Origin of the sequence: Paenarthrobacter sp. PAE-2 (assembly GCF_026013155.1) — a bacterium.
In the GTDB taxonomy this organism is placed as follows: domain Bacteria; phylum Actinomycetota; class Actinomycetes; order Actinomycetales; family Micrococcaceae; genus Arthrobacter; species Arthrobacter ureafaciens.
On record NZ_JAPDNV010000007.1, the window covers coordinates 1 to 21699 of the forward strand.

Annotated in this window: 18 protein-coding genes; 8 read left to right on the top strand and 10 right to left on the bottom strand. The window is 64.2% G+C overall.

Features of this window, described 5'->3' with window-relative positions; all coding sequences use genetic code 11:
* Nucleotides 1–85: 85 nt before the first annotated feature.
* The 5 genes from OCL88_RS05810 to OCL88_RS05830 all read right to left on the bottom strand — a co-directional run bounded on the left by OCL88_RS05810 (nucleotide 86) and on the right by OCL88_RS05830 (nucleotide 7519).
* Nucleotides 86–2905, bottom strand: a complete 2820-nt coding sequence (locus tag OCL88_RS05810) for a molybdopterin-dependent oxidoreductase (RefSeq protein WP_264961890.1) — start codon at nucleotides 2903–2905, stop codon at nucleotides 86–88.
* Nucleotides 2895–3830 (bottom strand): FAD binding domain-containing protein, encoded by a 936-nt coding sequence (locus tag OCL88_RS05815; RefSeq protein ID WP_264961891.1) that lies wholly within the window; start codon nucleotides 3828–3830, stop codon nucleotides 2895–2897. The genes OCL88_RS05810 and OCL88_RS05815 overlap by 11 nt, the downstream gene beginning before the upstream one ends.
* Nucleotides 3821–5068 carry an XdhC family protein gene (locus OCL88_RS05820; protein ID WP_264961892.1) on the bottom strand — a complete coding sequence of 416 codons (1248 nt, stop codon included), beginning with the start codon at nucleotides 5066–5068 and terminating at the stop codon, nucleotides 3821–3823. The genes OCL88_RS05815 and OCL88_RS05820 overlap by 10 nt, the downstream gene beginning before the upstream one ends.
* A gap of 357 nt (nucleotides 5069–5425) precedes the next feature.
* Complete coding sequence (locus tag OCL88_RS05825) at nucleotides 5426–7018, bottom strand: NCS2 family permease (protein ID WP_069696110.1); 1593 nt, start codon at nucleotides 7016–7018, stop codon at nucleotides 5426–5428.
* A 6-nt stretch (nucleotides 7019–7024) separates the two neighbouring features.
* Nucleotides 7025–7519, bottom strand: a complete 495-nt coding sequence (locus OCL88_RS05830; protein ID WP_021473431.1) for a nucleoside deaminase — start codon at nucleotides 7517–7519, stop codon at nucleotides 7025–7027.
* 410 nt (nucleotides 7520–7929) lie between these two features.
* On the opposite strand from OCL88_RS05830, the gene OCL88_RS05835 reads away from it, so the two are divergent.
* Complete coding sequence (locus tag OCL88_RS05835) at nucleotides 7930–9270, top strand: 8-oxoguanine deaminase (RefSeq protein WP_264961893.1); 1341 nt, start codon at nucleotides 7930–7932, stop codon at nucleotides 9268–9270.
* Between the two features lie 98 nt (nucleotides 9271–9368).
* Here the strand turns inward: OCL88_RS05835 and OCL88_RS05840 are convergent, their stop codons facing one another.
* Nucleotides 9369–10304: a type IV toxin-antitoxin system AbiEi family antitoxin domain-containing protein gene (locus OCL88_RS05840; protein WP_264961894.1), complete on the bottom strand. Its 936-nt coding sequence runs from the start codon at nucleotides 10302–10304 to the stop codon at nucleotides 9369–9371.
* A 340-nt stretch (nucleotides 10305–10644) separates the two neighbouring features.
* Nucleotides 10645–10821 (bottom strand): hypothetical protein, encoded by a 177-nt coding sequence (locus OCL88_RS05845; RefSeq protein WP_164888665.1) that lies wholly within the window; start codon nucleotides 10819–10821, stop codon nucleotides 10645–10647.
* Between the two features lie 370 nt (nucleotides 10822–11191).
* On the opposite strand from OCL88_RS05845, the gene pucL reads away from it, so the two are divergent.
* Both pucL and OCL88_RS05855 read left to right on the top strand, forming a co-directional pair.
* Nucleotides 11192–12106: a factor-independent urate hydroxylase gene (pucL, locus tag OCL88_RS05850; protein ID WP_264961895.1), complete on the top strand. Its 915-nt coding sequence runs from the start codon at nucleotides 11192–11194 to the stop codon at nucleotides 12104–12106.
* A 244-nt stretch (nucleotides 12107–12350) separates the two neighbouring features.
* The gene (locus OCL88_RS05855; protein ID WP_264961896.1) at nucleotides 12351–13850 is read left to right on the top strand and encodes a nucleobase:cation symporter-2 family protein; all 1500 of its coding nucleotides are present in this window, start codon (nucleotides 12351–12353) and stop codon (nucleotides 13848–13850) included.
* 190 nt (nucleotides 13851–14040) lie between these two features.
* Here OCL88_RS05855 and OCL88_RS05860 read toward each other — a convergent pair whose 3' ends face one another.
* Entirely contained in the window at nucleotides 14041–14796 is a 756-nt protein-coding gene (locus OCL88_RS05860) for an IclR family transcriptional regulator (protein ID WP_021473437.1), read from the bottom strand.
* A gap of 220 nt (nucleotides 14797–15016) precedes the next feature.
* On the opposite strand from OCL88_RS05860, the gene OCL88_RS05865 reads away from it, so the two are divergent.
* From OCL88_RS05865 to OCL88_RS05880, 4 genes are read left to right on the top strand one after another with little or no spacing between them, the layout of a single operon-like run.
* A complete protein-coding gene (locus OCL88_RS05865) occupies nucleotides 15017–16411 on the top strand; it encodes an NAD-dependent malic enzyme (RefSeq protein ID WP_069696113.1) in 1395 nt (464 codons plus the stop codon).
* A 32-nt stretch (nucleotides 16412–16443) separates the two neighbouring features.
* On the top strand, nucleotides 16444–18057 hold the full coding sequence (aceB, locus tag OCL88_RS05870; protein ID WP_264961897.1) for a malate synthase A: 1614 nt from the start codon (nucleotides 16444–16446) through the stop codon (nucleotides 18055–18057).
* A gap of 1 nt (nucleotide 18058) precedes the next feature.
* Nucleotides 18059–19321 carry a DUF6986 family protein gene (locus OCL88_RS05875; RefSeq protein WP_264961898.1) on the top strand — a complete coding sequence of 421 codons (1263 nt, stop codon included), beginning with the start codon at nucleotides 18059–18061 and terminating at the stop codon, nucleotides 19319–19321.
* Nucleotides 19322–19335: 14 nt separating this feature from the next.
* Nucleotides 19336–20148: a bifunctional allantoicase/(S)-ureidoglycine aminohydrolase gene (locus OCL88_RS05880; protein WP_021473441.1), complete on the top strand. Its 813-nt coding sequence runs from the start codon at nucleotides 19336–19338 to the stop codon at nucleotides 20146–20148.
* An 82-nt stretch (nucleotides 20149–20230) separates the two neighbouring features.
* Here the strand turns inward: OCL88_RS05880 and OCL88_RS05885 are convergent, their stop codons facing one another.
* Both OCL88_RS05885 and OCL88_RS05890 read right to left on the bottom strand, forming a co-directional pair.
* A complete protein-coding gene (locus tag OCL88_RS05885) occupies nucleotides 20231–20527 on the bottom strand; it encodes a hypothetical protein (RefSeq protein WP_264961899.1) in 297 nt (98 codons plus the stop codon).
* Between the two features lie 10 nt (nucleotides 20528–20537).
* Complete coding sequence (locus tag OCL88_RS05890; RefSeq protein WP_264961900.1) at nucleotides 20538–20864, bottom strand: MmcQ/YjbR family DNA-binding protein; 327 nt, start codon at nucleotides 20862–20864, stop codon at nucleotides 20538–20540.
* A gap of 193 nt (nucleotides 20865–21057) precedes the next feature.
* Here OCL88_RS05890 and OCL88_RS05895 point away from each other — a divergent pair, with 193 nt between their 5' ends.
* Nucleotides 21058–21642, top strand: coding sequence for a DinB family protein (locus OCL88_RS05895; protein WP_166186590.1), 585 nt, complete (start codon nucleotides 21058–21060; stop codon nucleotides 21640–21642).
* Nucleotides 21643–21699 lie beyond the last annotated feature (57 nt).

Genomic DNA, 21699 nt, shown 5'->3' on the forward strand with positions numbered 1-21699 from the left:
CGATCACCCCGGTCACCGCAGCCTAACCCACCCCTACTTTCGTATTAGTTGGGTGGCGGTGCGGGGCGGGGCCTTGTGGGGTTGGTTAGTTGGGGACCAGGGTGCGGTCGCGGAGGGCGAGGTAGATCTTGTCCCGCGCGATGGGGAGTTCGCCGAAGCGCACCCCGGTCGCGTTCCGGATCGCGTTGGCCAAGGCCGGTGCCACGGGGTTGAACGGACTCTCGCTCATGGACTTGGCGCCGAGCGGCCCCGTGGAGTCGTTCGTCTTGGCGAAGTAGACCTCGCTCCGGGGCACGTCCGCGAAGGAGGGGATGTGGTACTGCCGCAGGATGTCCGTGGTCACGTGCCCGGAGTCGTCAACTTTGACCTCCTCATACAGCGTGGCACCCAAGGCCTGCGCAATGCCGCCCTCGATCTGCCCCCTGCACTGGCGTGGGTTGACCACGACGCCGGCGTCGGCAGCCTGGACACTCTGCAGGATCCGCAGTTCTCCCGTTCCGGTGTTCACGGCAACCCTGAATCCGTGGACGTTGAAGGCAACCGAACGCGGCGTGCCTCCCCAGTTCCCGTCGGTGGCGAGGCGGACGCCTTGGAGGCGGGCGGCGTCGTAAATTTCCTTCAACGGCACCGAACGGTCGCCGCACTCCACGGCTCCGTCCACCAAGCGGCAATCCGCCAACGGCACGCCTGTGAGGGATGCGGCGACGGTCTGGATCCGGGTGGCGAGCTCGAGCGCGGCCGCGAGGGTAGCCTTCCCGGCCACCACTGTCCCTGCCGAACCGAAGGCGCCGGTGTCGTGCTCCACCAGGTCCGTGTCCGACTGCCGCACCTGAATGGCGTAGGCGGAGGTCCCCAACGCGGTGGCAGCCAGCTGCGCATGCACGGTTGTGGTGCCGTTCCCGAATTCCGCAGTTCCGACGTCGACGGCGAACCTGCCGTCCGCTTCGAGGCTCACCCGGGTGTGGGCGAAGTGGCCGCGCGGCGGGACGGTGTCGATCATGGACAGTGCCGCGCCTTCGCCGGTGAGCCATTCCGGGCCGAGGTCATCCAGGCCCGCGGCGCGGTAACGTTCCTTGCCACGGTCAAGGGCGTCCCGGACAAGTGACACGCATTGGTCCAGGCCGTAGCTGCCGTAATGCACATCTTCTTCGGGTTCGGGGGTGGTGGAGAGCATGTGGTCGCCCGGCCGGACCATGTTCTTGAGCCGGAACTCCAGCGGGTCCATGCCAATTCCGACGGCAAGCTCATCAATGGCGGACTCGATCGCGAAGATCATCTGGCTGAGGCCATAGCCGCGGAAGGCACCTGCAGGAACCGTGTTGGTATACACCGCCTGCGCATCGACCTTCTTGTTGACGCACTTGTACACGGCCAGGGATTCGCCGCAGCCATGGAACATGACCCCCGGAGCGTGGTTTCCGTAGGCGCCGGTGTTGGTGATGACATCCAGTTGCAAGGCCGTGAGGTAACCGTCGCGGTTGGCTCCCGCCTTGAGCTTGATGGTGAAGGGGTGCCGGGTAGTGGTGGCCGTAAACTGCTCGGTCCGGGTGAATTCCAACTGCACCGGGCGTTTGAGGGCCAGCGCCGCTAGTGCCACGAGGTCCTCCGTCAGCACTTCCTGCTTGCCCCCGAAGCCGCCGCCGACGCGTCCTGCCACCACGCGGACCGACTCTTCCGGAAGGTTGAACAGCCGGATCAGGGTGCGCTTGACCAGGAATGGAACCTGGCTGGAGGAGCGGACGATCAGCCGGCCGTCCTCGTCAACCCACGCGATGGCCGAATGCGTTTCCATGGCAACGTGCTGCACACGCTGCGTCCGGTAGGTGTGTTCATGGACGAAGTCAGCGGCGGCAAAGCCCTCCTCCACACTGCCGAGCTCCGCATGGACTTCAGCCACTACGTTGTCCAAGGGCCGTGCGATCCGCGTAGCCACCGCGTCTTTGTCGCCATGGATGACGGGAGCGCCGGGAAGGATGGCTTCCTGGGGCGTGAAGACCGCGTCCAGGAGCTCGTATTCCACTTCCAGTGCACGGGCACCTGCCTCGGCTGCGCCCACCGATTCCGCTACGACGGCGGCAACCCGCTGCCCGATGAAGCGCACCACGTTATCCAGGACGCGGGTGTCGTCGGGATCGTCCGTGTAGTGCTCGTGCTGGGCGGTGGAGAAGAGTTGCTGCGGGGCGTCTTCATGAGTGAACACGGCCACGACCCCCGGCACGGCAAGTGCAGGCGCCTTGTTGATGGACACGATCCGTGCATGCGGGTGCGGCGAACGGACCAGCTTGAGATGGAGCAGGCCGGGCAGCTGGTCCGCTGGAACATCAAGGGCATACCTCGCGGTTCCGGTGACCACGGCCGGGCCGGCGGGTGCGGGCACGTTGTCGCCCAGCTGACCGCGCTGGGGTTCGACGGCGGCGGGTGACTGTGCGCCGGAAACGTCAGCTCCGGCGTCGTGCGTTTCCGGACCGTGCGCGTCCGGACCGTGCCCGCAGACCGCTTCCGCAATGGAGCGGTACCCGGTGCACCGGCAGAGGTTGCCCTTGAGGTTCCGCGGCAGGTTGGCGCGCTGTTCGTCGTCGAACGTTGCGGCGGTCATCATCATCCCGGCGGTGCAGAAGCCGCACTGGAAGCCTTGCGCCTCAAGGAACTGTTCCTGCACGGGGTGAAGTCCGTCGGCCGTGGCGAGGCCTTCGATGGTGGTGACGGCTTTTCCTTCGGCGCGGACGGCCGGGTAGATGCAACTGTGGACGGGCGTACCGTCGACGTGGACGGTGCAGGCCCCGCAGTCACCGCCGTCGCAACCCTTTTTGACGCCGAAGTTGCCTTGCTCGCGGAGGAAGGTGCGGAGGCACTGGCCGGGGCGGGGTGTGGCCTGCGAGGCAGCGCCGTTGATCTCAATTGCCATGGGAGGCCTCCTTCTGGGTGCCTGACGTTTCGGGTTGCGTGGACGGCTGCGGCGAGGTGGCGTGCGGGGGCCAGAAGTCGCCGGACACCGTCATGGATTCGTCCAGCAACTCGGACCGGATTTCCTCGGCGAGCCGGAAGGTCATGTCACGCCGCCATTCGGGGAGCCCGTGGATGTCGTCGTGGTACAGGTCGAGCGGGATGGAATGCTCGACGGCGGCAGCCAGGGCCGCGGCGTCTGGAACCTGATCGGCGGGGAACCGCAGCTGCACCGGCCGCTTGGTGGACGCTGTGACGGTGATGACGAGGCCAAAGACGGGATCCAAACGGCCGATCAGCAGCACGCCGGAACGGCCGAGGTTGCTCAAGGAAAGACGACGGAACGCCACCCGCGCGGAGAGCGCCTCGGCAGGTAGGTGGATGCTTCGCAGCAGCTCACCCGGGGCCAGGACGTTCTCCATCTCCCCCGTGACGAAGTCTGCAACAGGAACGGTCCGGCTGGTGCCGTCGGGGCTGAGGATGGTGGCCATTCCGTCCAGGCCGGCGCACAGCGAGATCATGGGACCGGCGGGCAGGGAGGTGCAAAGGTTGCCGCCCACGGTGGACATGTTCCAGATCTTGAAGGACGCCACGAACGAGTCGCAGCTGGGACGCACCAGGGCCAGGCCGGGCCATTCGCGGTGGGCCGCTTGCTCCGACTCCGGCAAGGCGTACAGTTCAGCCACCGTGCAGGTGGCGGCGAGTTCAATGCCTTCATCGGTGACGGTGATGGCCGGCCAGCCGGCATTGCCGAGGTCGAGGAGCCGCTGCAGGACGGTGCTTCCGTAGGAGAAGAGGACCGTCCCGCCGGCCAGCCAGGCATCCCCTTCCCGCCACTGGGCCGGATCCGTGGTGGGTACCACGGCCTCTATGGTGTTCATGTCCATGAGTCCTCCTCGGTCAGAGAGTCTTGGGTGCCGGTCCCGGCATGAATTGGACCGGAAGTGTCTTTGAGGGAGCGGAACGCTCCAACCCCGTGCAGGCTTCCCCGTGATGCGACGATTTCCGCGGTGATGGATACGGCCACCTCGGCAGGCGTGACGGCGCCCAACTCCAGCCCGATGGGCGAATGCAGCCGTTCCAAGGTCCCGGCGGGCGTGCCCATCTCCAGCAGCGCATCAATGCGTTGCCGGTGGCTCCGCCGCGAACCCATGGCCCCCACGTAGGCGAGGTTCAGGCTGAGCGCTGTTTCCAGCAGGGGAAGATCAAATTTGGGGTCGTGGGTCAGGATGCAGACCACGGTGCGGGCGTCGATGCGTCCGGCTTCTGCTTCGTTCTCCAGGTAGCGGTGGGGCCATTCCGTGATCACCTGGTCCGCCCCGGCGAAGCGGCTTTGCTGCGCGAAGGCGGGGCGTGCGTCGCACAAGGTGACCTCGTAGCCCAGGAGTTGCCCTGCCGGCAGCAGCGCGGCACCAAAGTCGTTGGCTCCGAACACCAGCATGCGGGCCGCCGGCAGACGGCTTTCAACAAACAGCGTGATGGGTTGGGGTTCCGGTTCCTCGCGGGGAGTCTCCCAGCGGTCCAGCGTGACCCAACCGTCGATGCAACCCTCGGGCGGGGCCAGCCGCACCAAACCGGCGCGGCCGCCTTGAAGCAGTGGCTCCACCTGGGCAGCCGCTGCGAAGAGCGTTGCGGGGTGGTCCCCCACCAGCTTGGCCAGTTCAGTGGACTCCATCGCGCGGAAGCGCACAGGATCATGCACGACGACGACTCCCCCTGCGCCGTCCAGCCTGCGGATGAGTGCCAAGGGGCTTGGGGCCTGGCCGTTGCGGGCTGCGGTGGATTCGTCCGCCAGCGATGAGAGCCCGTCCGCAAGGGGTTGGATATGGACTTCCAGTTCCCCTCCACAGGTAAGCCCCACTGCGAAGGCGTCCTCCGCACTGTAGCCGAACGACTCAAGGCGCGGGCCGCCGTCGCGCATTGCTTCCAACGCCGCTTCAACCACGGCCCCTTCCACGCATCCGCCGGACAGGCTGCCCAGGATCTCGCCGGTTTCCGAGACCATCATGGACGTCCCCAAGGGCCGCGGAACCGAGCCGCCGGTTCCAACAATCGTTGCCACAGCGCACCGTTGGCCGGAGACCGCCGGCCGCCAGCTGCCCAGTGAAGGCATCAGATCCAGCATGGCTACACGTCCTTTTCCAGGTGTCCCGGCAGGGTGGCCCGGCCGGGGCAGTGCGCGATCTTGCCTCAATTCTCATTCGGGATGATGGCTGAGGATAGTCGCGCTGACTAAGTTCAATGATTTTGGTGGAGTGGGGCAGGGCTTCATCTCCCTGCCCCACTCGATGGAGCTGCGCGCTCCATGGCGGAGCATCGGCTCCCGGCCGCCGCCCGCCGTCGTCCCTTAATCAGGTGCCCTGCTGTGGAAGGGACCTTCCCTCATAAGGGAGGACGGCTGACGCCTATTCGTGCGGTGGGAGCGGATTCAACGCCGTTTCGGGTGCCGGTTTGCCCGCCGGCACGGGGTTTGCCGCCCCGGTCAGATGCCCATCAGCGCATTGATCGGGCCGCGGGCGAAGTAGATGACGAAGCCGGCCGTGACCACCCACATGAGCGGATGCACTTTCTTGGCTTTGCCGGACGCCGCGTTGACCACTGCGAAGGAGATGAATCCGACGCCGATGCCGTTGGCGATCGAGTAGGTCAGGGGCATAGTGACGATTGTCAGGAACGCCGGGAGTGCAATGGCGAACTTGGTGAACTTGATTTCACGGATCTGGGCCATCATCATCGCGCCCACAACCACCAGGGCAGCAGCTGCAACTTCCAGCGGAACCACCGAGGTGAGCGGGGTGAAGAACATCGATCCCAGGAACAACGCGCCGGTCACCACGGAGGCCAGGCCGGTGCGGGCGCCTTCGCCGATGCCCGCTGCGGAGTCGATGTAGACCGTGTTGGACGAACCGGACGTTGCGCCGCCCACCACTGCGCCCATGCCTTCAACAATGAAGGCGGACTTCAGCTTGGGGAACGTTCCGTCCTTGTGTGCCACGCCGGCGCTCTTGGCCAGGCCGGTCATGGTGCCCATGGCGTCGAAGAAGTTGGTGAACACCAGGGTGAAGACCAGCATGGTGGCAGCCAGGCCGCCGATCCGTGCGAACGAACCGAAGAGATCGAACTGGCCCACGAGGCTCAGGTCCGGGACGGACACCAGCTGGCCGGAGAGCACCGGGGTGTTGAGGTGCCAGCCGCCGGGGTTGTCAGCGCTGCCGGGACCGATCCGGAACACGGCCTCGGCAACAGCGGCGAGGACGGTTGTTGCGACGATGCCGATCAGCAGGCCGCCCTGGATCTTGCGTGCCACGAGGATACCCATGACCAGCAATCCGACGATGAAAACGAGGGTGGGGATGGACGTGATGGATCCATCATTGCCGAGCTGGACCGGCGGGCCGCCCTTGGTGGGACGGACAAAGCCGGAGTCGACGAAGCCGATGAAGGCGATGAACAGGCCGATGCCAACGGTGATGGCGGCCTTGAGTTCCTTGGGTACTGCCTTGAAGATCGCCGTCCGTGCGCCCGTGGCGCCGAAGAGGACAATCAGGACGCCGTTGATGACCACCAGGCCCATGGCTTCGGGCCACGTCACCTCCTGGATGACCGCGACGGCCAGGAAGGAGTTGATGCCAAGGCCCGCTGCGAGACCGAAGGGCAGGTTGGCCACGAGGCCGAAGACGATGGTCATGACGCCGGCCGTGAGGCCGGTGACAGCACCTACTTGCGCTGCCGACAGCCAGCCGCCGGCAACATCCGTGGGAGCGTTGTCGGCAGTGAAGCCGCCCAGGATGAGGGGGTTCAGGATGACGATGTACGCCATGGTGAAGAAGGTGACCAGGCCGCCGCGGAATTCCCGGGCGAGCGTGGATCCGCGCTTGGAGATCTCAAAGAACTTGTCCAGGAAGTTCGGCGGCTTCTTGCCGTTGCCGGCCCCGGGTGCGGTGGTTGCGTGTGCCGCTGCGTGCCCTGCGCCCTTGTCCCCGTTGGGGAGGAGCGCAGCCTGCTTCTCAGCGGCGGTCTGCTTTTCAGCGGTATTTTGCATGTCTGCGGTATCCAGGATTTCCATGTCAGCCACCGGGCCCTAGTAGTCAATCCTGGAATCGAGGGTGTTCCATGTGGTGAACGGCTGGAGGACCGCCGGAGCCTGGGGGTCGCCCAGTTCCAGCTTGGATACCGGCATCAGCTCGTCCCGGTTGTCATTCTCGAAGTACTCGTAGAAGACCGCGTCATCGAAGCCGACGGATGCGGCGTCATGGCGGTCGGCCGCGAAGAAAACGCGGTCAATGCGGGCCCAGAGTGCGGATGCCAGGCACATGGGGCACGGCTCGCAGCTGGTGTAGAGGGTTGCTCCGCTCAGGTCGAAGGTTCCCAATTCGCTGCAGGCGTTGCGGATGGCCGTTACTTCTGCGTGGGCGGTGGGATCGTTCGAGGCGGTCACGCGGTTGACGCCATGGAAGGCTTGTCCGTCCGCGGTAACAATGACGGCACCGAAAGGGCCTCCACTGTTGAGGACATTGGCCGTTGCCAGCTCAATGGATGTGGCCAGGAATTGTTCGGCCGTGACGGTTGTACTCATGTTGCGACTTCCTTAGTGCTGGGAAGCCGGGTGACCTGTCGGGGGGCGCGCCGGAAAGGAGAGCTCCAGTGCTTGGTTACCAGGCTTCAGCATGTGCGATGAAGGTTAAGTTGCGCCTGGTAGATAGCTTCCCGGGATGCGGGTGCCCGCCTTTGGCAGATAGAGCGTAACACCCACGCTGTGAGCCGCGCCATACGTTTTTTGAAAAAAGTTTTTCGTTCTGTGAAATTGTCTGTCTCTGCGCGGTTGACGCCGGATATGACCGGCGACGCTCCCACGGACGTTGACTGCCGCCGTCGGAAATCTTACTCTGGCGGGACCGGAGCTGACGTAACGCCCGGAACCTGGATCAGCAGACAGGGCCTAACTGAGCTGGAACGCAGAGACGCCGACCAGACAAGGAACCCTTCATGCTGTGGATCAAAAACCCACTCGGAATCTTCACCGCCAACGACCTCGACGCCGGCAACGGATTGGTGGTTTCCGATTCCGGCACCATCGTGGAACTAGTGCCCGCCGGAGGCCGCCCCTCGGTTCCCTGCACCGAGTTCGATGCCTCCGCGCACGTGGTCCTGCCGGGCCTGATCAACACGCACCACCACTTCTACCAAACGCTCACCCGCGCCTGGGGACCAGTGGCCAACGCACCCCTCTTCCCCTGGCTGCAAAACCTCTACCCCGTCTGGGCTCGCCTCACCCCGCGAAGCCTGGAACTCGCCGTGCAGGTAGCACTTGCCGAACTGCTGTTGTCTGGCTGCACCACCGCCGCCGACCACCACTACCTCTTCCCGGACGGCATGGAAGACGCGATTGACATTGAAGTCTCCGCGGTGCGGTCCATGGGCATGCGGGCCACCTTGACCCGCGGGTCCATGACGTTGGGAGAGGACGACGGCGGCCTTCCGCCCCAAACCACCGTCCAGTCACCGGAGGCGATCCTTGCGGACAGCGAACGACTCATCCGTGAGTACCACCAGACCGACGCAGGGGCATCCGTGCAGATCGCCCTTGCCCCTTGCTCGCCCTTCTCCGTGACCAAGGAAATCATGGCCGAATCCGCGGTCATGGCCGAAAAGTACGACGTCCGGCTGCACACGCACCTCGCCGAAACCATCGACGAGGAGGACTTCTGCCGCTCCATGTTCGGCCTCCGGACTGTTGACTACCTGGAATCCGTCGGTTGGCTCGGATCACGGACCTGGCTGGGACACGGCATCCATTTCAACGACGAGGAGATCGCCCGGCTGGGAGCCGCCGGAACCGCCGTCGCGCATTGCCCGACGTCGAACATGCGGCTGGCGTCCGGCACCGCACGGGTGCTGGAACTTGAGGCGGCCGGGGTTCCAGTGGGCCTGGGGGTTGACGGTTCTGCCTCCAACGATGCGTCGAACATGATCCTCGAGGCACGCCAGGCCCTGTACCTGCAGCGGCTCCGATACGGCGCCTCGGTCCCCGTGTCCCGCGCGCTCGGCTGGGCGACCCGAGGATCCGCCGCCGTTCTTGGCCGCTCGGACATCGGGCAGTTGGCTCCGGGAATGCAGGCCGACCTCGCCATGTTCAAGCTCGATTCCCTGCGCTTCTCCGGGAGCCACGATCCTGTGGCAGCACTGCTCCTTTGCGGCGCGGACCGGGCCGACCGGGTGATGGTGGGCGGGTCCTGGCGGGTTGTTGACGGCGCGATTCCCGATCTGGATGTGGCCGGGCTCATCGCGGAGCACTCGGCCGCGGCCCGGAAGCTGATCGCGGGGTAGGTCCGGCTGCCTGCGCCCGTTTCGTGTGGGCCCGACGCCCGTTTCGACGATTCGCTGCGTGTTAGACGGTTCCTACCGTCTAACACGCAGCGAGTCGTCTAACTGGTGATACCAAGGGCCTTGAGTACCCGCATTTTCAGGGCCTGCTCGTTGAACAAGTCCCTCCACTGGATGCGGATGAACAGCCAGCCTTGCTCCATCAGGGCCTTCTCCCGTTGCCTCTCCCTATATATGACCTCGTCGGTTGGCGCATAGTCGAAGTACTTAACCTTGCCGTCGAATTCCAGGGCAACCATCTTCTTTCTCCACGCGAGGTCTATCCGATACAACCCTTCGGAGGTAGCCACCGCAACCTGCAGCTCAGGCGTTTCGATGCCGAGCCTTTGCAGGATGTCCCGGGTCAAGGTTTCGCCGGGCGACTCAGATTTAGCGTCAGCATTCTCAAGCGCCCGCCGCAGAGTCAGCACGCCCTTTCGTCCTGCCAATGAGCGGCACATCTCCCACAGTTTGCCCGTGCTTGCGCCTAAGCGAAGAGCATGGTCCATGATGATCAGGGCTTGCCCGTAGCTCAACATCAGGCAGCAATCCACTACCGTGCGCTCCAGAGATGTACAGGGAAGTCCATCAACGGTGACCAGCTCGTCCGCCTTAAGGCTCCCAGTGTGCGGCACAACGTCCCTGCCGTGTGATACCCGGGACGGCGTCTTGGCTTGGGTGATGTGCACTCGATCGTCAACATTCCAGAGAAAGAGCCGATGCAGGCGTGCAGCGGAGGTGTGGCTGTAAACCATCCTGCCCTCCGACGTCGCGAGTGTCCCATGGGCATGCGCAGCAATCAGTTGACGGCTTCTGACAACCGGCTTTTGCACCACCCAAGTGCTTCCCCGGATATAGCAACCGCGCCTGAGCCTGACCAGCTCACCGGACCGGACCAGGGCAGCAATAGTTCGGGCGCTGAACCCTGCACTTTCCAGCTCATTGGTCCGCCATAGGTTCATGCCCGCAGGGAGCTCCCGCTGCTTCTTTCCAGTCATTCCACAAGCGTCTTGGAGTCCGTTCCAGCAGCGAAGGCTCAACGTGCCCTATGTGGAAATCCCGGCTTCGACGACTACCTGCGTATTAGACGGCAGGAGTCGTCTAATACGCAGCGAGTCGTCGAAACGGGCGAAGGGAGGGTGGGGGCGAAGGGAGGGTGGAGGGGCGGGGCGGGGGGCGAAGGGAGGGCGGGGCGGGCATGACAAAGCGGGCGGCACCTCCCCAGGTACCGCCCGCTCCGTTGGCCCTGTTGCGCAGAGTCCATCCCTGACACATCCCGCAGCGGCGGCTCCCCTGTCCGAGCTGGCGAGGAGAGGGGAACCGCTAAGGACGGAATAGTCAGGGGCGTTGCCGGCCGAAGACAGGGAGCGCCCGGAGCCAACGGGAGAACCCGCCGCTCTTGCGGTCACAGTCGGCCGGAATGTAGAAATCCGGATCCGTGGCGCCGAAGGGCAGGTACAGCTCCTGACCCGGTGCCGGAAATTCTACGACCTTGCCCGTATCCTTCGAGTCCATCTGATCCTCCTCTTTCAGCATCCAAGGTTTCCGTAGTTTGGAAACTTTTTATTGATATGTGGAAAGTCTAGGTAATACGAAGAACACCCGTCAAGACCCCTCCAGTGATCACGGAAAGTTGCTCCGGTCACATTCGGAAGATTCACAACGATCCCCCGGAACCCATGTACAGCGGGCAAACCATGGGCTACTCTCGAATGAGTTCGTGGCGTAGGTCACGTAACCTGAGAGCAGCAGGCAGGGTCGTAATGAGCTGGCATCCATGGATGCCGGCTCTTTTTTGTTGGGGTCGGCTCCACCGGAAACGGAGTGGAAACACTCACTTAATTTCATTGATGGAACGTACGTTCCACCTCACAGAAGTTGGGATATGACCATGAGCAACAACATCGTCCTCGGCGAAAACCAGTACGGCAAAGCAGAAGTCCGCGTCGTCAAGGTCACCCGGGATACCGACCGCCACCAGATCGAAGACCTGAACGTCACCTCGCAGCTCCGCGGTGATTTCCAGGCAGCCCACCTCGAAGGCGACAACGGCCACGTGGTGGCAACCGACACCCAGAAGAACACCGTCTACGCCTTCGCCCGTGACGGCGTCGGCTCTCCCGAAGCCTTCCTGCTGCGTCTTGCCGACCACTTCACCGGCGAGTTCTCCTGGGTTACGGGTGGCCGCTGGGAAGCTGAGTCCTACGCATGGGAGCGCATCCAGGCCCACGGCCAGGGACACGACCACAGCTTCGTCCGCAACGGACAAGAGGTGCGTACCGCCGTCGTCGTCCGTGATGGCGCCACCACGCACATCATTTCCGGCCTCAAGGACCTGACCGTCCTGAAGACCACGCAGTCCGGCTTCGTCGGCTACCCGCGCGACAAGTACACCACCCTCCCCGAAACCACGGACCGCATCCTCGCAACGGATGTCTCGGCCCGCTGGCGCTACAACACCAACCTCGACGCCGGAGCAACCGACTTCAACAAGAGCTACGAGGACATCAAGGCCCTCCTCCTGGAAGGCTTCACCGAGAACTACTCGCACGCGCTGCAGCAGACCCTCTTCGACATGGGCAAGAAGGTACTCGAAGCACACAGCGAGGTTGACGAGATCAAGTTCTCCATGCCGAACAAGCACCACTTCCTGGTTGACCTGAGCCCGTTCGGACAGGACAACCCCAACGAGGTCTTCTTCGCCGCAGACCGCCCGTACGGCCTCATCGAAGCAACCGTCCAGCGCGACAACACCATCGCCGCACCGCTCGCTTGGATGGGCATCGCCGGCTTCTGCTAGACCCACCGGCCCAAACCGGGCACGGCACGAAGCCGACCACGGCTCCCGGCCGATCGCGGCAACAAAGCCGATCGCGGCAACCAAGCCGAACCAATCCGGAGTTTGTGTACAGGTCCTGCCCTTGAGGCACCCCTCCATACCGGCAGCACCTGTACACAAACCCGACCCCAGAAAACCCCAGATTTTGTTAGCCAGACACAGTTAGCCAGACGAAGACGTCTGCCATGAACCCAGAGAGTCTGCCATGAACATCAAGAAGAAATCCCGCTCCGCGAATCCCACCGCGCACAAGTCGCAGCGTCCCGAGGACCAGCGGCTGCCCATCGGAAGCACGTTCGCGTACGGCTTCCAGCACGTGCTCACCATGTACGGCGGCATCATCGCCCCGCCGTTGATCATTGGTGCCGCAGCCGGCATGTCCTCCCAGGACATCGGCCTCCTGATCGCCGCCTGCCTCTTTGTGGGCGGCCTTGCCACCATCCTCCAGACCGTCGGCATTCCGTGGTTCGGTTCGCAGCTTCCCCTGGTCCAGGGCGTCTCTTTCGCCGGCGTCTCCACCATGGTGGCGATTGTCCAAGGCGGCGGCGGGATCCAGGCAGTCTTCGGGTCGGTCATCGTGGCCTCGCTGATAGGCCTTGCCATCACTCCCCTGTTTTCAAAGATCATCAAGTTCTTCCCGCCGGTAGTTACCGGCACGGTGATCACCACCATCGGTTTGACCCTCATGCCGGTGGCCGCGAACTGGGCCATGGGCGGCAACGCCAAGGCAGACAACTACGGCAGCATGGCAAACATCGGCCTCGCGGCTGCAACCATGGGCGTCGTGTTGCTCCTCAGCAAGGTTGGCAACGCCGCTATCTCCCGCCTGTCCATCCTGCTGGCCATGGTCATCGGCACCATCATCGCCACCGTTTCCGGCATGGCGGACTTCTCCAAGGTTGGCCAGGGCGACATCGTTGCCTTCCCCACGCCGTTCGCGTTCGGTGCTCCCACGTTCGAAATCGCCGCGATCATCTCAATGCTCATCGTCATCCTGGTGACCCTGACCGAAACATCCGCGGACATCATCGCTGTGGGCGAGATCGTTGACACCAAGGTCGATTCCCGCCGGATCGGCAACGGCCTGCGCGCCGACATGCTCTCCAGCGCCATCTCCCCGCTGTTCAACTCCTTCACCCAGAGCGCCTTCGCCCAGAACGTCGGACTGGTGGCCATCACGGGCATCAAGAGCCGCTTCGTCGTCAGCGCCGGCGGCCTCATCCTGGTGATCCTGGGCCTCCTGCCGGTCCTTGGCCGGGTTGTCGCAGCGGTTCCGACGCCCGTCCTGGGCGGCGCCGGCGTCGTACTCTTTGGAACGGTTGCCGCCAGCGGTATCCGCACCCTCGCCAAGGTCGAGTACAAGAACAACATGAACCTGATCATCGTTGCGGCTTCGATCGGCTTCGGCATGATCCCCATCGCTGCGCCGAAGTTCTACGACCAGTTCCCCACCTGGTTCTCCACGATCTTCCACTCGGGCATCAGCTCGGCGGCAGTCATGGCCATCATCCTGAACATCCTGTTCAACCACTTCAAGGCCGGCAACACGGACAACCAGTCGGTGTTCGTGGCCGGGACGGAGCGGATCATCACCAATGAGGACATCAAGTGCCTGAACGAAGGCGACCGTTTCGAGAACGGCAAGCTGATCGACGCCGACGGCAATGAAGTCCCCATCAAGACCAACAGCGCCTCGGAGCACTAGCTCCCGGCACCGGCAGAAGACGGCAGCGTCCCGCGTGGAGGCTGTCGTCTTTTGTCGCGTCGCGTGGAATGTACGACGGCGGCACACACCCGGGCGGGATGGCGGCACACGCGCGGATCGCGGCATCCAGATGACAAAAAATGGCAATGTTTCCAGGAGACATTGCCATTTAGTGCCAAGTCGGCGGGCGCTAGTTTTGGTTGAGCTCCGCGGAGATCGCCAGGGCTGCTTCACGGAGCATGGGTACCGCGCGGTCGGCGAAGCTCTGGTCAACACGGGTGATGGGACCGGAGACGGAGATCGCCGTGGGTGTGGGAGCGTTCGGGACGGCCATGGCAAAGCAGCGGACGCCGAGTTCCTGCTCCTCCTCGTCAATGGAGTAGCCGCGTTCACGGATGAGCTTGAGGTCCGCCAGCAGGGAGTCGATGTCTCCGATGCTCTTGGCCGTAGGGGTAGGCATGCCGGTGCGGGCCACGATGCCGCGGACCTGCTCGTCGTCCAGCTGCGCCAGGATGGCCTTGCCCACGCCGGTGTCGTGCGTGTGGGCGCGGCGACCGACCTCGGTGAACATGCGCATGGAGTGCATGGACGGAACCTGGGCCACGTAGATCACCATGTCCGAGTCGAGGACCGCCATGTTGGAGGTCTCGCCGAGACGTTCAACGAGGTTCTTGAGCTGGGGACGCGCCACGGCGCCGAGCTGCTTGCTGGCACCCTCGCCGAGCCGGATGAGCCGCGGCCCAAGGGCGTAGCGCCGGTTGGGCAGTTGGCGGATGTAGCCAAGGGCCACGAGGGTGCGCAGGAGGCGATGGATGGTGGGCAGGGGCAGGTCCGTGGACGACGACAGCTCGCTGAGCGTGACGTCCCCGCCTGCGTCGGTGATCAGTTCCAACAGTTCAAAGACGCGCTCGACGGACTGCACGCCTCCGGAGGCTTTTTCAGCCATTCCCTTGTCTCCAATGACTCAGATTCCGACAACTCTTATCCGCATCGTGAAAAGAATTGCTTAGAACACCCAAGATACAGCACAGCGGAGACCTTGGCGACGACACCAAAGATGACCCACCAAGGGGTTGTATTTCCACTTTGCAGATAATAATATCCATAATACGAAAACATTCGGTTTTAACGGCGGCCCTCGAACGGGCCCAACAGGAGGAATTTCAATGGCGAACCCGAGCCCCGGTAACTCGATCACCCTGCGCGTCTCCGCGCCGTCGAGCTTCACCGCGACGAGCGAACTGGCTGCCGCAGTAGGCGCAGCCGGTGCCGCAATCACCGCCCTGGACGTCACGGAATCCCACCACGAGACGATCGTCGTCGACGTCACCTGCAACACCACCGACGATGCCCACGCAGCCCGCGTCAAGGATGCCCTGAACGCCCTCGACGGCGTTTCCGTCCAGCACGTTTCCGACCGCACCTTCCTGATGCACCTCGGCGGCAAGCTCGAAGTCGTCCCCAAAGTAGCCCTGCGCAACCGCGACGACCTCTCGCGCGCCTACACCCCCGGCGTCGCACGTGTCTGCCTCGCTATCGCCGAGGACCCTGCCGCTGCCCGCAACCTGACGGTCAAGCGCAACACCATTGCCGTCCTCACCGACGGTTCGGCCGTTCTGGGCCTGGGCAACATCGGCCCCGCCGCCGCCCTTCCGGTCATGGAAGGCAAGGCCGCCCTGTTCAAGCAGTTCGCCAACGTGGACGCCTGGCCGGTCTGCCTGGACACCCAGGACACTGAAGAGATCATCAAGATCGCCAAGGCCATGGCACCGGTTTACGGCGGCATCAACCTCGAGGACATCGCCGCACCGCGCTGCTTCGAGATCGAAAAGCGCCTCCGCGACGAACTGGACATCCCGGTCTTCCACGATGACCAGCACGGCACGGCAATCGTTACCCTCGCCGCCCTGGTCAACGCCCTGCGCGTCGTGGACAAGAAGCTGTCCGAGGTCAAGATCGTGGTCTCCGGCGTCGGCGCTGCCGGCTCCGCCATCATCCAGCTCCTCAAGGCACAGGGCGCACAGCACATCGTCGCCGCCGGCCGCTCCGGCGCCATCCACTCGGGCGAAAAGTACGACGACGAGCACCGCAGCTGGATCGCCGCGAACACCAACGAAGAGGGCTTCTCCGGCACCCTCCACGAAGCCCTCAAGGGTGCCGACGTGTTCATCGGCGTCAGTGCACCGCACGTGATCGGCGAGGAGCAGGTGGCTTCCATGGCAGAGAACGCAATCGTGTTCGCCATGGCCAACCCCACCCCGGAAATCGATCCGGGCATCGCGTCCAAGCACGCAGCAGTCGTGGCGACGGGCCGCAGCGACTTCCCCAACCAGATCAACAACGTCCTGGCGTTCCCCGGCTTCTTCCGCGGCCTGCTCGACGCCGGAGCATCGGACATCACGCCGAACATGCTGGTAGCTGCAGCCGAAGCCATCGCCAACCGCGTGGCTGACGACGAGCTCAACGCGAGCTACATTATCCCCAGCGTCTTCGATCCCCATGTTGCCGCCGAGGTTGCTGCTGCGGTCGCCGCAGCCGCCCAGGAAAACGCCGCCAGCTAGCACCAGCGCACTAGACAAAGGAATCCGCTCACATGGCTATCACAGTCACCGATCCCCGGCCGATCGATCGCGCCGAGGAAATCCTCACTCCCGAGGCACTGGGCTTCATCGAGGAACTGCACAAGCGCTTCGCAGGTACCCGCAACGAACTCCTCCAGGCCCGCAAGGTTAAGCGTCAACAAGTTGCCGAGACCAGCCGCCTGGACTTCCTCCCGGAGACCCGGGAGATTCGCGACGGCGACTGGAAGGTCGCCGAGGCTCCTGCGGCTTTGCAGGACCGCCGTGTTGAAATGACCGGCCCGGCCACCCCGGCCAAAATGGCCATCAACGCCCTGAACTCCGGCGCCAAGGTCTGGCTCGCCGACCTCGAGGACGCCAGCACTCCCACGTGGCCCAACGTCATCGACGCCATCCTCAACCTCCGTGACGCAGCCCGGGGCACCCTGAGCTTCACCTCCCCGGAGGGCAAGGAATACCGTCTGCGCACGGACGCTCCCCTTGCGGTGGTCGTGGCCCGCCCCCGCGGCTGGCACATGGAAGAGAGCCACCTGCTGATCGACGGCGAACCCACCGTGGGTGGCTTGGTGGACTTCGGCCTGCACTTCTTCCACATCGCCAAGCAGCTGCTCCGGAACGGCCACGGCCCGTACTACTACCTGCCCAAGATGGAGAGCCACCTGGAGGCACGCCTCTGGAACGACGTCTTCGTCTTTGCCCAGGACTACCTCGACATCCCGCAGGGCAGCATCCGTGCCACCGTGCTGATCGAAACCATCCCTGCCGCCTTCGAGATGGACGAGATCCTCTACGAACTGCGCCACCACGCCTCCGGTTTGAACGCCGGCCGCTGGGACTACCTCTTCAGCATCATCAAGTACTTCCGCGATGCCGGCGAAGAGTTCGTCCTCCCGGACCGCGCCACCGTCGCCATGACCGCCCCCTTCATGCGCGCCTACACCGAGCTCCTGGTCAAGACCTGCCACAAGCGCGGCGCCTTCGCCATGGGCGGCATGGCCGCAGTGATCCCCAACCGCAAGCAGCCCGACGTCACCGCCGCAGCCTTCGAGAAGGTACGCGCCGACAAGACCCGCGAAGCAAACGACGGCTTCGACGGCTCCTGGGTTGCCCACCCGGACCTGGTCTCCACGTGCCGCGAGGTGTTCGATTCCGTGCTCGGCGATCCGGAAAACGGCGGCAAGAAGAACCAGATCGACAAGCAGCGCCCCGAGGTGAACGTCACCGCCGAACAGCTGATCGACGTCGCTTCCGCCGGCGGTACCGTGACAGAGGCCGGGCTGCGCCTGAACCTGTACGTCGCCGTCGCCTACACCGGCGTCTGGATTTCCGGCAGCGGCGCAGTGGCCATCCACAACCTCATGGAAGACGCAGCAACGGCGGAAATCTCCCGTTCGCAGGTGTGGCAGCAGCTGCGCAACAAGTCCATCCTCGCGGACACCGGCAACACCGTGACCCGCGAACTGGTCACCCGCATCCTCGGCGAAGAGACCGAACGCCTGCGCATCGAGTTCGGTGACGAGAACTTCACCAAGTACTACGAGCCGGCCTCCAAGCTGATCGAGGAAATTTGCCTCTCCGACGAGTACACGGACTTCCTCACCACGCCCGCGTATGAGCTGGTGGGCTGAGATGGGTTCATTCTCCGCATCGGACCTGGAGCATATCGAGTCCCGGCTCGCCGCCACGGACCAGCTGCTTGACCGCAACTACCCCGGCGACGACGGCTCGCGCCAGCCCATCCACACGGTCTATGTCCCCGCCGACCGCTTCACGTCCACCTTCGCTGCCGATTGGGGTACCCAGGCACTCGCGACGGCGGAAGCACACGGCGGTCTCGAGAAGCTCGGCCGGTTGCTGGGCCAGGAGCCCGAACTCGCTGCCTCTGTTGCTGCCCGGGTCGCTGCCAAGCTCGCTTCTGAGCCCATTGAGGACCTGCGCCTGGACTTCGAAGACGGCTACGGTGACCGCGGCGACGAGGCAGAAGACGCCGACGTCGTTGCTGCCGCCAAGGCTGTTTCCGCAGCAGTCGCGGCCGGCACGGCACCGCCGTTCATCGGCATCCGTTTCAAGTGCTTCGAAGCTGCAACGCGTGCCCGTGGTTTGAAGACGTTGGATCTGTTCGTGTCCACGCTTGCCTCGGCAGGCGAGCTTCCCGAGGGCCTGATCCTCACGTTGCCGAAGGTCACCACGGTGGCCCAGGTCCAGGCCATGGATTACGCAGTGTCCCGCCTGGAGGAAGTCCACGGGCTTCCCGCAGGCAGGCTCCGCTTCGAGGTGCAGGTGGAAACGCCGCAGCTCATCCTCGGCGCCGATGGAACCTCGCCCGTAGCACAGCTCCCGCACGTGGTACCCGGCCGCATCAGCGCCCTCCACTACGGCACATACGACTACAGCGCCTCCTTGGGGATCTCCGCCGAGTACCAGTCCATGGAGCACCCGGTGGCCGACTTCGCCAAGGAAGTCATGCAGCTCGCCGTGGCCGGTACGGGCATCCGCCTCTCCGACGGTTCCACCAACATCATCCCCGTGGGCGATGCCGTGGAATACGCCTGGAAACTCCACGGCCGGCTGGTACGCCGCTCCCTGGAAAACGGCTACTACCAAGGGTGGGATCTCCACGCCGCCCAGCTCCCAAGCCGTTTCTCGGCGTCGTACGCCTTCTACCGCGAAGGCCTCCCCGCAGCGGCGCTGCGGTTGCGCAACTATGTCGAGCGGACCGAAGGCGGCGTCATGGACGAGCCCGCCACCGCCCGTGCCCTGGCAGGATTCGTCCTCCGCGGCGTCCAGTGCGGCGCAGTGGAGACCGACGAGGTCAAGGCGCTTGCCGGCGTCGAACTTTCACAGCTGACCGCACTGGCGCACCCGCGGCTCGCACAACCAACTTCGCACTGATTAGGAGCACCCTGATGGGCAACTACTACTACCCGACCGGTGGCTTGCCGCCGCAGACCCACCTGACCACGGAACGGGCCATCGTCACCGAGGCGTACACCGTGATCCCCAAAGGCGTCCTCACGGACATCGTCACCAGCAACCTGCCCGGCTTCACCAACACGCGGTCCTGGATCATCGCCCGGCCGATTTCCGGGTTCGCCACCACGTTCTCGCAGCTGATCGTGGAGATCGCCCCCGGCGGCGGTGCTCCCAAGGCCGAGTTCGAGGCAGGCGTTGAGGGCGTCATTTTCGTGACCAAGGGCCAGCTCAACCTGACGCTCGACGGCGAACTGCACCACCTCGAAGAGGGCGGCTACGCCTACCTCGCGGCAGGTGCGGAATGGGGCGTGGAGAACGTTTCCAACGACATCGTGTCCTACCACTGGATCCGCAAGGCGTACGAACGGCTCGAGGGCTACGAGGCCAAGTCCTTCGTGACCAACGAGAAGGACGTTGAGCCGACGTCCATGCCGGACACCAACGACGTCTGGAAGACCACCCGCTTCACGGACTCCAGCGACCTCGCGCACGACATGCAGGTCAACATCGTCACTTTCCAGCCCGGCGGCGTGATCCCCTTCCCGGAGACCCACGTCATGGAGCACGGCCTGTACGTCCTTGAGGGCAAGGCCATGTACCTGCTCAACAACGACTGGGTTGAGGTGGAGGCCGGCGACTTCATGTGGCTGCGCGCGTTCTGCCCGCAGGCTTGCTACGCCGGCGGACCGGGCGAGTTCCGGTACCTGCTGTACAAGGACATGAACCGCCAGGTGAAGCTCACGTAGGTTTCTTTGGTTCGCTCGAGATCGCCGGAACGCTGCCCTTTCGCAGGGAACGTTCCGGCGATTTCGTCGTTTTGGTGCCGTTTCAACGCCGACGGCCGATGGCCAGCCCCGCCCAGAAGGAAAGAGCCAGGAGGCCGACTACTGAGACCGCCACACCCAGTTGTGTTTCGTTGCTCAGGAATGACCCGTTGTTTCCCACGAACACCTCATTGCTAAGGGGCGCGTAGGCGAACCAACCCACCTCCGCGTTCAGGCTGGTCCACGCCACCGCGACCCCCACAGCCACAGTGATCAGTCCCAGCAAAGGCACGACGGCGGCCCGGACTTTGCGTGCAGGGTGCGGCGAGTGGTGTTCCCCAGGTGTGTTGTTGTCCCCCATGCCCGCTAGCCTAGCCCGTGCCCTGACCAGGCCGCGTGGGGGTACCGGCGATTCGGTAGGACTCCTGGAGGAGCTCGGTCAGTTCATCGACGTCGATCTTGGCCAGGCGGATGAGGACCAGGTTCGGGGAACGGTGGTGATGTGGCGTCCAAAAGAACTTGTCCGGTTCCATGGCCGCGAGCGCTTCGCGTTCCCCTGTCTTGACCGTTAGGACCCCCTCCTCCCAGATCCGGGCCATGAGTGTCTTCGCGAACCATGCAGGCTGACCCCAGCTGGGGCGCTCAGTGACCCCGGGCATGCCCAGGCATATTCCTCTTACGTCCTCCTCCGTGGCCATGGGTTCACTGTGGCACGCCGCGGTTGGGGCCGTCGAGGCCCCGGGTCGCGGGAAGCCTGCGAAACCGCGGGAACGTTGCGGGCGAAAGCGCAGGCTTGCGGCGAACACGGCACACGGCACACGGCACACGGCACATCCACGCTCGGGGTTCGGGGGCGGAACCGCGGACCTTTGGAATCGGTAGAGTGCTCGCATGGATGACAAAGCAACGTTGCTTCATTACCTGCGCACCCGTCGGGCCGACCTGCTCGGAAAGGTAGAGGGCTTGAGCGAATACGATGCCCGCAGGCCCATGACTCCCACCGGCACCAATCTCCTGGGGCTGGTGAAACACGTGGCCAGCGTAGAACTGGGGTACTTCGGGGAGACCTTCGGACGCCCCAACGGGAGGGATCTCCCGTGGTATGCGGACTCCGCCGAACCCGATGCCGACATGTGGGTCCCGGCTGATGAAAGCATGCAGGACATCATCGACCTGCATCACTTCTCCGCCAAGCGCAGCGACGAAACCATCGAGTCACTACCCCTCGACGCGCCGGGCGTGGTGCCTTGGTGGTCCGAGGACAAAAAGAACGTGACTCTGCACCAAATCCTGGTCCACATGTGCGTGGAAACTGCCCGGCATGCGGGCCACGCTGACATCATCCGGGAACTCATCGATGGTTCTGCGGGTCAAGGGCCCAATGATCCCAACATCTCCGGGCGTAACTCCGAGGAATGGGCCGCGCACAGGTTCAGCATCGAGCAAGCTGCACTCGAAGCGGACGGCCTCAGCTGATTCCACCGGCCCACTGAAACTTGATGGGAAATTGAGCTAAACGAACCCGATCCTTGA

Bases quoted from the DNA above. Each gene is read 5' to 3' on its own strand.
- OCL88_RS05835 (WP_264961893.1), top strand. From the start codon at position 7,930: ATGCTGTGGATCAAAAACCCACTCGGAATCTTCACCGCCAACGACCTC.
- OCL88_RS05810 (WP_264961890.1), bottom strand. From the start codon at position 2,905: ATGGCAATTGAGATCAACGGCGCTGCCTCGCAGGCCACACCCCGCCCC.
- aceB (WP_264961897.1), top strand. From the start codon at position 16,444: ATGGCTATCACAGTCACCGATCCCCGGCCGATCGATCGCGCCGAGGAA.
- OCL88_RS05880 (WP_021473441.1), top strand. From the start codon at position 19,336: ATGGGCAACTACTACTACCCGACCGGTGGCTTGCCGCCGCAGACCCAC.
- OCL88_RS05845 (WP_164888665.1), bottom strand. From the start codon at position 10,821: ATGGACTCGAAGGATACGGGCAAGGTCGTAGAATTTCCGGCACCGGGT.
- OCL88_RS05820 (WP_264961892.1), bottom strand. From the start codon at position 5,068: ATGCTGGATCTGATGCCTTCACTGGGCAGCTGGCGGCCGGCGGTCTCC.
- OCL88_RS05815 (WP_264961891.1), bottom strand. From the start codon at position 3,830: ATGGACATGAACACCATAGAGGCCGTGGTACCCACCACGGATCCGGCC.
- OCL88_RS05875 (WP_264961898.1), top strand. From the start codon at position 18,059: ATGGGTTCATTCTCCGCATCGGACCTGGAGCATATCGAGTCCCGGCTC.
- OCL88_RS05890 (WP_264961900.1), bottom strand. From the start codon at position 20,864: ATGGCCACGGAGGAGGACGTAAGAGGAATATGCCTGGGCATGCCCGGG.
- OCL88_RS05855 (WP_264961896.1), top strand. From the start codon at position 12,351: ATGAACATCAAGAAGAAATCCCGCTCCGCGAATCCCACCGCGCACAAG.
- OCL88_RS05830 (WP_021473431.1), bottom strand. From the start codon at position 7,519: ATGAGTACAACCGTCACGGCCGAACAATTCCTGGCCACATCCATTGAG.
- OCL88_RS05865 (WP_069696113.1), top strand. From the start codon at position 15,017: ATGGCGAACCCGAGCCCCGGTAACTCGATCACCCTGCGCGTCTCCGCG.
- pucL (WP_264961895.1), top strand. From the start codon at position 11,192: ATGACCATGAGCAACAACATCGTCCTCGGCGAAAACCAGTACGGCAAA.
- OCL88_RS05885 (WP_264961899.1), bottom strand. From the start codon at position 20,527: ATGGGGGACAACAACACACCTGGGGAACACCACTCGCCGCACCCTGCA.
- OCL88_RS05895 (WP_166186590.1), top strand. From the start codon at position 21,058: ATGGATGACAAAGCAACGTTGCTTCATTACCTGCGCACCCGTCGGGCC.
- OCL88_RS05860 (WP_021473437.1), bottom strand. From the start codon at position 14,796: ATGGCTGAAAAAGCCTCCGGAGGCGTGCAGTCCGTCGAGCGCGTCTTT.
- OCL88_RS05840 (WP_264961894.1), bottom strand. From the start codon at position 10,304: ATGACTGGAAAGAAGCAGCGGGAGCTCCCTGCGGGCATGAACCTATGG.